This is a genomic window from bacterium, assembly GCA_022616075.1.
GTDB lineage: Bacteria > Acidobacteriota > HRBIN11 > JAKEFK01 > JAKEFK01 > JAKEFK01.
Map to the genome: position 1 here is coordinate 1 of JAKEFK010000380.1, position 10441 is coordinate 10441.

7 protein-coding genes are annotated in these 10441 nt (G+C 49.6%); 6 read left to right on the forward strand and 1 reads right to left on the reverse strand.

The features are described 5' to 3' along the window. Positions 1-173 precede the first annotated feature (173 nt). The 6 genes from L0156_29470 to L0156_29495 all read left to right on the forward strand — a co-directional run bounded on the left by L0156_29470 (position 174) and on the right by L0156_29495 (position 9490). Positions 174-404: a PF20097 family protein gene (locus L0156_29470; GenBank protein MCI0607135.1), complete on the forward strand. Its 231-nt coding sequence runs from the start codon at positions 174-176 to the stop codon at positions 402-404. Positions 405-482: 78 nt separating this feature from the next. Next, positions 483-734 (forward strand): hypothetical protein, encoded by a 252-nt coding sequence (locus tag L0156_29475; GenBank protein ID MCI0607136.1) that lies wholly within the window; start codon positions 483-485, stop codon positions 732-734. 53 nt (positions 735-787) lie between these two features. Next, positions 788-6505, forward strand: a complete 5718-nt coding sequence (locus tag L0156_29480) for an ABC transporter substrate-binding protein (GenBank protein MCI0607137.1) — start codon at positions 788-790, stop codon at positions 6503-6505. Further along, positions 6502-7551, forward strand: a complete 1050-nt coding sequence (locus L0156_29485; protein ID MCI0607138.1) for a histidine kinase — start codon at positions 6502-6504, stop codon at positions 7549-7551. The genes L0156_29480 and L0156_29485 overlap by 4 nt, the downstream gene beginning before the upstream one ends. Continuing rightward, positions 7548-8306, forward strand: a complete 759-nt coding sequence (locus L0156_29490; GenBank protein MCI0607139.1) for a response regulator — start codon at positions 7548-7550, stop codon at positions 8304-8306. Before L0156_29485 ends, L0156_29490 begins: the two co-directional genes overlap by 4 nt. Positions 8307-8458: 152 nt before the next feature. Continuing rightward, positions 8459-9490 (forward strand): alpha/beta hydrolase, encoded by a 1032-nt coding sequence (locus L0156_29495; protein ID MCI0607140.1) that lies wholly within the window; start codon positions 8459-8461, stop codon positions 9488-9490. Between the two features lie 510 nt (positions 9491-10000). Here the strand turns inward: L0156_29495 and L0156_29500 are convergent. Further along, positions 10001-10270: a hypothetical protein gene (locus tag L0156_29500; protein MCI0607141.1), complete on the reverse strand. Its 270-nt coding sequence runs from the start codon at positions 10268-10270 to the stop codon at positions 10001-10003. Between the last annotated feature and the right edge of the window lie 171 nt (positions 10271-10441).

Here is a 10441-nt window from a genome sequence, read left to right on the forward strand (position 1 = left end):
AGTTTGTTGAAAAATCAAAATGGAGCGCGGACTTCCAGTCCGCAAGAACCTGTTCGCTCGATAAGCATTTTGCGGGCAAAGATGCCCGCGCTCCCACTAGAGGAACGGCCAGCATCTTGATTTTTCAACAAACGGTAGTGATATCCTAAAACAGTATTAGGAGGTGGACAATCATGGAAGCGGCTGTCATGAAAATACCGGAGTCCTGCCCGCGTTGCGGGGGGAAGCATTTGGAACGGGGTAGATTGAACGCGCAGGTGGGCATTACTTTTCGTCCAGCAAAGTTGAAATTCCTTGTACTTTCAACCGGGAGGGTTCCGGTCCAGGCGGATATGTGCATGGATTGTGGAGCCATTGCTCTAACAGCCGAACCGGCCGAAGTAGAATCCATCATCAAAGAATGATGAAGTCTCAACATCCTACTCGAGCTTGTGAAATAGAAATTGTTGTGTTTAACTTCCAGTAGCAAATAGGAGGGGATTATGGGAATGACTCTGTCGTACATTGCAGCTGCCGTTAGCGTGATTTGTTGGATCCTTGTTCTCGTTCAGATGTTCAAACAAAGCGTTGGGAAAGGAATTCTCGGCCTGATTTGCGGACTTTACGCTTTCATCTGGGGTTGGATGAATTCAAGTCTGGGTCTGAAGAATATCATGCTGCTCTGGACTGCGGCCATCGTGCTTGGGATTGTAGGCGGCGCCATCGGCGGATTTGCAGCGATACCGAAGCCCTGAGAAAAGAATGCAGGCTAGAAGCCTGCGCTCCATAGCCGTAGAATTAAGGTGGGATGATAGGGACACGACTCGCGGACCGCTACGAGATTCAAAGTGAGCTCGGTCGCGGCGGAATGGGCGTTGTCTACCTCGCGTACGATCCACTCCTCGATCGCCCGATTGCAGTAAAACTTCTGACACCTGGCACTTTCAATGCGGAAGCTCAGGAAAGACTGAAACGCGAAGCCCGCACCATCGCAAAGATGGATCATCACGGAGTTGTTGGCATCTACGATGTCGGCACACATCAGGATTCCCTGTTCTTTGTGATGCCCTACGTGCGTGGGGACAATCTCCGCAAACTGATGAAGGAAAAGAAGCTCACTCTAAGTGATGTGCTGGACCTTATCATTCAAACAGCCGATGCGCTTGAATACAGCCACTCATTAGGAATCATTCACCGCGACATCAAGCCGGAAAATATTATGGTAACGCGCTCCGAAGATGGCCACTTTCATGCGCGCATTACCGATTTCGGACTCGCCATCGGTTCCACCGATCAGCGGATCACAGAATCGGGCCTGATCGTTGGAACAATCGCCTATCTCAGTCCGGAGCAAATTGCGCACCAGAAAGTCGATCAACGGTCCGATGTTTATTCACTGGCCACGGTCCTCTATGAATGTCTCACAGGAAGAGTCCCGTTCACCGGTGAACTTCATCTATTGCTTTACAGCATCCTTCACGATACCCCACAATCGCCCGGCGAATTAGGAATCGCGATGGATCCGGAGCTGGAAACAGTTCTCATGCATGCATTGGAAAAGGATCCCGCGCTGCGCCCTCAACGCTGCAAAGACTTTGCGCAAACACTTCGCCGGCACCGAGCGCGTCTTCTGGAAGAAGAAGGTATTTCATCAGATAGAGCCGCCACGCCGATCTTGACTCAGCAGGCAAAACAACCATCTCTGTTGATCGGCCGCGAAAAGGAATTCAATCAGCTGCAACGGCATTTGAATACTGCCCTAACGGGCGAATGCCAGTTTGTAGTTTTTGGCGGAGAAGCAGGAATCGGCAAAACGCGTTTACTGGAGCAACTGGACCGGCTCGCGAAAGCAAAAAGGATCCGCGTGCTTCATGGCCGTTTTGTGGAACAGGATCGCGTTTTTCCCTATCAGGGTTTCTGTGAAGTGATTCAGGAGTTTTTTCGTGTAAATACTCCCCAAACGTCCATCCCTGTGGATTTATCGGATCTGGCCGCTGATTTAATCAGTCTGTTTCCTGTGCTAGGAGAAATCGCAGAGATGAAATCCACTTCCACTTCCACTCTGGCGCGCCCCATGGAAACAAAGAAAGTGGAAGACCGCATTCAAATCTACGAGCTCCTGGCAAAAACGATTGCTAGAATCGGAGCCGGACAACCCCTCCTGCTGTTCCTGGAAGAACTTCATTCCGCTGATATTTCGCTGGATGCGCTTCAATATATCGTGCGGCGTCTCGGTCCTACACCGACTTTCATTGTTGGAACGTATCGTTCTACCGAAGTGCAGAAAGGTCACGCGCTGACAAGGATGCTGGAAACGTTCCAGGGAGACCGCCGTTTCAGCACGTTTAGCCTGCAACCCTTTGATCGTGAAGAGCACAGAGCGTTTCTGGAAGTGCTCATCGGCAGCGAAAAATTCGAGACGCAGTTTGCCGAGCGTTTATATCAGGCAACTGAAGGAAATCCGTACTTTACCAAGGAATTGATTCGATCCTTGATGGACGCGGGACAAATGATCCAAACACCCGATGGAGGATGGGCTCTTTCCGCGGACACTGCGATTTCCTCGCAGGCGCTTCCCGTCACCATACAGCAAACGATTGAAAAAAGAATCGAACGGTTGCCGGCTGACTTGCGCAATATATTGAGTCTCGCATCGGTCCTGGGAAGAAGTTTTGACCTGCTTGATCTCGAATCCATGATGGAAACCGATGAGTGGACCGAAGAGGCAATGGAGAAACTGATCAATCTTGGCTTTCTGGAGGAACAAAACCTCTCGCGCGGTGAGCGTTTCAGTTTTTCCAGTGGTGTTCTTCGCGACGTTCTGTACGGCGCGCTGTTGCGCAGACAAAGAAGGGCTTTGAATCTTAGATTTGCGAATGCTCTCGAAAAAAAATATGCAAGGAAACTGGATCGCGTTTATCCACGGCTACTTCATCATTTTGTGGAAGCGGATATTTCGGAAAAAGTTGTCGAATACGGATTGAAGCTTGCCAAAAAGTCCCTGGAAACTTTTTCCGGAGAGGAAGCGCTCCGGTCCGCCAGGATCGCACTGGAATTTCTGGAAGAAGAGGAAGAAGACTCTTTGATAGAGGCGGAGACGAGAAAAATGCTGGCATCTGCAATACGGCTCACGGGAAATTTTGACGGAGCCCTAAAGGAATTTGCAAAAGCTGCGGACATTTATCAGAAGCGGAATCAGGGGAACGAGATGCTGGATATAATTCTGCTTGCTGCAGAAACCGCGTGGGAGGGCAGAAGCATCGAAGCAACCATTCAGTGGATAGAAATCGGATTGGATCTGTCACGGAGAATTGAAATGCAGGACTGCCGGATAAAGCTGCTTTCATTGGCGACGACGGTGGCCAACCTGCGAGGCGAATATCAAAAAGCGAAAGAATATTTAAACGAAATCAACAGTCTCCAACCCGCGGTGCAGGAAAAAGATGAACAGGTTACCACAGGTGGAACACTATTGGTCGCGTTTCCCGCGTCCATTCAGGTGCGGCACCCGGCCCAAATGACTTTCGACGAGGAACAGGAAGTTCTCACAAACGTTTTTGAAACACTCTTGACGCGCGATGCGAGAGGAAATCTAATTCCGCATTTATGTGAACGATGGGAAATCTTAAACTCCGGACAGACTTTTTTAATTACGCTGCGCTCGAACATCCCCATGCATGACGGGCAGAACCTTTGCCCAAAGGATGTCAAAAGGTCGTTCGAACAGGCGGTCCGGTTGTGTTCAGAGCACCTGGCAGCCGCATTCTCTGCAATTCGCGGTGTTCCCGAATACCTCAGTGGAACCGCTGCAGAGGTCTCCGGAATCACTGTGTTATCGGAAAATCAAATCGAGTTGCAACTGAATCAGTCGCTGCCAATGTACGGATCGATGTTGACGGATGCCAGAACAGCAATCGTGAAAGAAGTGATAGATGAATTCAAAGGCGAATCCCCCTCCCTTATAAAGGGAGGGGCGAGGGGAGGGTTGTCCGAACATCTCCAACCCCCACCTAACCTCCACCTTCATGAGGGGGAAGAATCCCTGCGCCAATCCCCTCTGTACGTGGGAAGCGGACCTTTTGAAATGCAATCGTTCAGATCGAATGAAATTGTATTGCGAAGGAATCCGCATTACTGGAAGGGGGCGACTACTTTGTTGGACAAGATTGAATTCAAAACGGGGATCGGCTCGGCTGCAACCGCAGCGGGATTTCGAAAAGGAAGCTACGATCTTGCGCGCGATCTGCTGCCTAACGATCTTGAGGAAATTCTCAGAACCAGGTATTTGAAAACTCAGCTCGTTGAAGTCCCGAAGAAGAATACATACTTTGTCCTGTTCAATCAAAACAGTCTTGCGCTCTCCGATCTTAGAATTCGCCAGGGATTGGCGAGCGTAGTCCGGACTCACGATTTAATCCGGCGCGCTCTGGGACGATTCGCTCAACCGGCTGAAGGATTGCTTCCACCAGGCATTCTCGGACATGATCCCGGACGCAGAAAACGCCCCATCTCACGGGAGGAATCTCTGGATTTCCTGAAACAGGCGGGTGTCGACTCCGCGGTGACCCTCCGCGCTTCTGTTCATCCGAGCCTTCAAGATCGCTATTGCTCACTCACGAAATCTTTGTTGCAGATCTGGAGAGAGATCGGCGTTGAAGTGAAAATCGAAACACCTACCATTGTGGAATATCAGGATCGCATCACAAATAATGCAGAGACCGATTTGATGATCGGACGATGGGCCTCCGATTATGATGATCCGGACAACTTCATCTATGGGCTGTTTCATTCCGATGCGGGACGATTTCGCAAATATTTTTGTTCACAGGAACTGGACGAACTCATCTCAAACGCAAGAAAAGAAATGCATCCTGCGATGCGGGAGAGACTTTATTTGAAAATAGAGAATCTCTTGCACGATTCCGCCATGCTGATTCCATTGTTCCACGACGTCGATTACAGACTTGCAAACCCGAAAATTCATGCGCTCAAGCTTTATAGCAATCCGCCCTACCTGAACTATTCTGAAATCTGGAAATCCGAATCCACTGCGACGCAGGTGGCTCTCAGCAGAAGAGGGGGTACGATTCATGTTCCCGCTTCCCAGGAAATGAATAGTCTGGATCCTTCACTTGTATTCCGGCTCATCGAATACGAAGTGTTGCCCACGATTTTTGAAACTTTAACGCGGGTGACAAAAGGACTTCATGTCGCGACATCGCTAGCGTCAGAATGCCTGGCGGAAGCGGGTGGCAAAAGATACAGGTTTCGTTTGCGCGATGATGTCCGATTTCACGATGGCCGAAAACTAACTGCGCGCGATGTCCGTTACTCTTTTGAACGCCTTCTTCAAAATCCCGCATCGGAGAACCGCTGGCTGCTCTCTTGCATCAGTGGCGCTCAGGAATTATTGAAAAGCGAAGTCGGGGACCTCAAAGGCTTTAGAATTCTTTCCGCTTCCGAATTCGTGATTGAGCTGGATCAACCACTCTCCTTTTTCCCTACGCTTCTTACGCATCCGCTCACTTCGATCGTTCCGGAAGGCTCCGAATTCTTTACAGGACGTCCTGTCGGAACCGGCCCTTTCCGCGTTGTGAATTTTGATCCGGGTCGCCGCCTTGAATTGGAGGCAAATCCGGATTACTGGAGTAAGGGATATCCGAAATCTGATCGTTTGATATTTACTTTCGGCGTTTCCATTTCAGAAATTCTTGCAGGGTTTCGCTCAGGACAATTCTCACTTGCATGGAATCTCTTCCCTTCCGATGTGGAAGCGTTGCGACAGGAATCGGGCATCCAATACAAAGAAATTCCGCGTCTTTCCACCTACTATTTCGCTCTCAATATTCATAAGGGTCCCTTTCAGGATGAACAGATGCGGCGCGAACTGTTCGAATCACTGGATGTGGAATCGCTCGTGAGAAAGACCGTTGGAAGGCTCGGAATTCTTGCAGATTCCTTCATTCCTCCCGGACTGATCGGCTATGAAAAAAGGTTGCGGAGAACGCCGGAAGCGTCCAGACAACTGGTTCGTGAAACGAGCGTTACCTGTTTCTTGAATTCGATCTATCAGGGTCCCTATTCAGGTTTCGCCGATGAGTTCTCAAAGAATATGCGGGAAAGAGGTTTTCGAATGAACCTCGTAGACACAAAATCCGAATACCACATCAATCAAGCGTCAACTCTGGCGAAAGCGGACTGCAATCTGACGCGATGGATCAGTGATTACCCGGACGCCGATTCCTTCGTGTTTTTGCTGCATACAGAAAAAGGATTTATTGGAAAACTTTGCGGCTTGCCCGAAATCGATCAGCTCATAGAACGGGGACGCACGGAATTCAATACGTCCATCAGGCATGAGATCTATCAAGAAATTGAAGAGATTGTTGAAAGAAAAGCTTTGTTGCTGCCGCTTTTTCATGAACAGAGTTATTGTTTTGCGCAACCGGATGTGGAAGATTTTGAAATCAATTTAATGTATTCACCTGTAGTCGCGTACGAGAAACTCTGGAAGGTCCGCAAATGAGGATCCGGAAACTGCTTCCCTTCCTGGCCTGGTTGCTGGTGGGTCTGGTATTCGCGAGTCAACTGCACCTGTTCGCCATTCGCGCCGGCGGATCAATGGGATGGCCGCAGGTGTTGATCTGGGAAATTCCGCGCTGGCTTATATGGGCATTACTTGCCCCGCTTGTAACGAAGATCGCTCGCATGTATCCGTGGCGCAGAGAACAAGCAACGCGTCATATCGCGATCCACACAATTTGCGGGGCCGCGCTGTCATTCATTCACCTTGTCCTGTTCGTTATTGTGTTTCATGCTTTGCGTCTCTCTATCGGAGAAGGAGGCGAGATTCTCGATACTTTTCAATTTGCTTTTCCGCTGGATTTCCACGTGGGAATCGCCGTCTACTGGCTGCTTGTATTGCTCAGACAGTTTAGCGATTCCGAACAACGCGTGGCACGGCTTCAGGCCGAGTTGACCCAGGCCCAGCTTCAGGCGCTCAAGATGCAGCTGCATCCACATTTTTTATTCAACACATTGAACTCGATTGCATCCTTCTTGCGGACCGATGTGGAGGTTGCAGATGAAATGATCGGACAACTGGGCGATTTCTTACGGCTGACTTTACAAAATCCAGGAACCGAAGAAATCGTACTGGAAAAAGAGCTGGAATTCTTGAAACGATATCTCGCAATTGAACAACTCCGTTTTCAAGACCGTCTTCACGCGCAATTCGAAATTGATCCGGATACTCTGTCTGCTCTCGTTCCGAATCTGATTCTACAGCCGGTGGTAGAAAATGCAGTGCGCCATGGAGTTTCAACACGTTCCGGTAAGGGAACGATTCGCATTGAAGCAAAACGACGCGACGGCCAGTTGCAAATAGTGATCTGTGACAATGGTCCCGGGTTGCCTTCTCACATAACCGAAGGTATTGGAATCGCTACAACGCGTGACAGGCTCCGCAGGATGTATGGAGCGGAGGCGCATCTCGATCTGGCAAACCAACCGGACGGAGGCGCGGTCGTAACCCTGGGTATTCCCTTTCATGTTTCGGAGGGAAAACTTTGAAACTGCGGACCCTGATTGTTGACGACGAATCACCCGCGCGGAAAAGAATTCGTCATTTTCTGGAATTGGATTCCGAAATCGAACTGATTGGAGAATGTGAAAACGGTCAGGATGCGCTGGCATGGATTCGAACATATAAACCGGACATTCTTTTCCTGGACATTCAAATGCCTCTGATGGACGGTTTCAACTTATTGAAGCGATCCGGTCTGGAACGTCAGTTCTCCGTCATATTCATCACAGCCTATGATGAATACGCGGTCAAAGCATTTGAAGCGAACGCAGCGGACTATCTTCTGAAACCGTTCACGCGGAAACGATTTGAAGAAGCGCTCCGAAAAGTGAAACAACAAATCCGGCTCAAGCGGAACTCCGAACCGGCTGAGCAGGCAATGGCTCTTTTACAAACATTGCAAAAAGAAAACGAATACCTGCAACGGATCGCTGTTAAATCAACACGTGGAATCATTTTTGTTCCATGCAATCAGGTTGATTGGATCGAAAGCGAAGATAACTACATCCTTGTGCATGCAGGAAAAGAGACTCATATCATTCGCGAATCGATGAATGCCATCGAGCAAGCGCTCGATCCAGCGCGCTTCCTCCGAATCCATCGCCGCATTCTTGTAAACACCGACCGTATCCGCGAAATGCAACCCCAGCGCCAAACCCACCTGATTCTTCAAAATGGCACCGCGCTCCCCGTCAGTCGCCGCTTGAAGGAGAAAGTGAAACGCTTTCTCTTCAGGAAGTAACTATGGAGCGCAGGCTTCCAGCCTGCATTACGGGCCGCCGGACTTCCAGTCCGCAATGCAGACCACTCTCCCCTTCCCTCCGACCGCTCGCCACAAACGTATGGAAGCCTTCTCATCTACTCCGATAAATTTCATCGTGTCAGAGGTGAAACATGAAACGACTTTTAGTTTTCATTCTTTTCTCTTTATTCAGTTTTCCAGTAGGTGCTGATGATGGACTTCGAGCGTACATGGAAAAGCAAACGCAATACTGGGGCATTCACAAAAAGGTAACTCCTGCCGACCTGGATCAACTTACTGATTTGAAAAGGAAATCGGAACAGCCGGGATTAACTCAGGAAGAACGGACAAAAGCGTACACTGATCTGTTTCAATTGGCACAGAAACTCCGCGGTTTTCCTGTTGGTAGAGTTCCAGCCTCCATGGCAACAGCCTCCTGGGGACCCGGACAACCTCTTATTCCTCCCGTTTTGCCGACAGTGAAACCGGGGCAACTTGGAAACTTCAAAAAAAGTGGAACCGGCAAAATACCAATGATTCTGATTCCTGATCTCGGCGCGGATTGGAGCGTTTTTGATTCTTTTATGAAAAGGAATCAATCTCTTTTCACTTTTTACGCAGTCACTCTGCCCGGCTTCGGAGGAACCAGTGCGCCGCAGCGTCCGGATACGATGGATTTTGAAACCATGGATTGGTGGGACAACGCAAGCGTTGCAGTTTTGGATTTCATCAAGAAAGAAAAACTAAATCGCCCGGTGATTCTGGGACATCAGGCGGGTTCCTACCTTGCGATGAAGCTTGCGCTGCAACATCCGGAAATGTTCCGCGGAACGATTGTGTTGAACGGTTTACTGTATGCACCGATTCCTGGTATGCCGCAAAATGCCACATTAGCAGAACGTGCGAAGATCGTGAATAGCTGGACTCCGGTAGAACTTTTTCCTTATCCATCCCACGATCAGTATCGCGCAATACTCATGCAGAATGCAGCCTGGTATTGTAAGGAGAAAAAGTGCCATGATTGGCTTTCGAACCTGACCGCGCAGAGCCTTCCTGCAACCTGGTGGCATTATTTTGCAGAGCTCGCAACAACAGACCTTTCAGCGGAGATCAAAACTATCAAAGTTCCGATGCTTGTGCTTCCCTCTGTTCACGATAAAGACTTCCCCCGGATTCGAGTATAACAAAACCGCACTGGATCAATGGCACCCTATGGATCACTCGGTCAGTTCGCTGCCCATCACAGTGATTCAAATGCAAGATTGTCGCGTGTACGCAACGGAAGATCAGCCGGCAAAACTCGATGAAGCAATCCGCAACTGGACGAGTAAACACATAAAGTAGGGGCGACCCTTGTGGCCGCCCTCTTTGCTGTAGTTTGGTTTCGGTTGTCTCAGTTCAACGCAGGCTTTTGCCGGTGGCGGCTTGATATTCTTTCTAGCAATGATTTCATGAACGCTCGCTTCCTCTGGATTCGCGTCCTGATTACAAACTGGTTCTCGATGGCGCGGACTGGCAAATCGATCCGCTTAATCCTAACAAGCAACTGGGCGGATTTGGACCGAATTCTGAGGTGAGAATGCCAGACTGGAAAGCGCCTGCATTTGCCGTAGGGCGTGATGGCGCTGAAAGAGGAAAGCTTAGCGACGGCACTTTGCTGGATGATATGTTGCTGTTCTTCTACGGCATAAAAACTACGCGCGAATAATCAACTCCGTGGCTGCATAAGCGGCTATTCCATAACCGTAGAGCGAAGAATTGTCAGCCAGATCGCGCTTTGCTCTCCGCGCGTACTCCATGTATTTCTGAAAACGGTCCACTGCAAAGTCCGAATACGTATCCTTTTTGGATGCGATTGCCCGAATCGTCACCGGCGCTTTTGGAACCAGGGAATATACTCTTCCTTCGTCCGATGGAATAGCCGTCGCATGAGAACATCTTATGGATGAAATTCTGGAAATCATTTGTGCCTCAATAAGATTATCGGAAGGGACAGAAAAAAGTTGCTCAGTTCGGCGGGCAAGACGCCCGCGGCGCCGGCTAAAAGCCGGCGGACATCAATGCCGCCAGAATGGCGGCGCTCATCTTTGCAGCCGTTAAATGAGCGCCAGCCTCCAGGCTGGCATTAATGACCG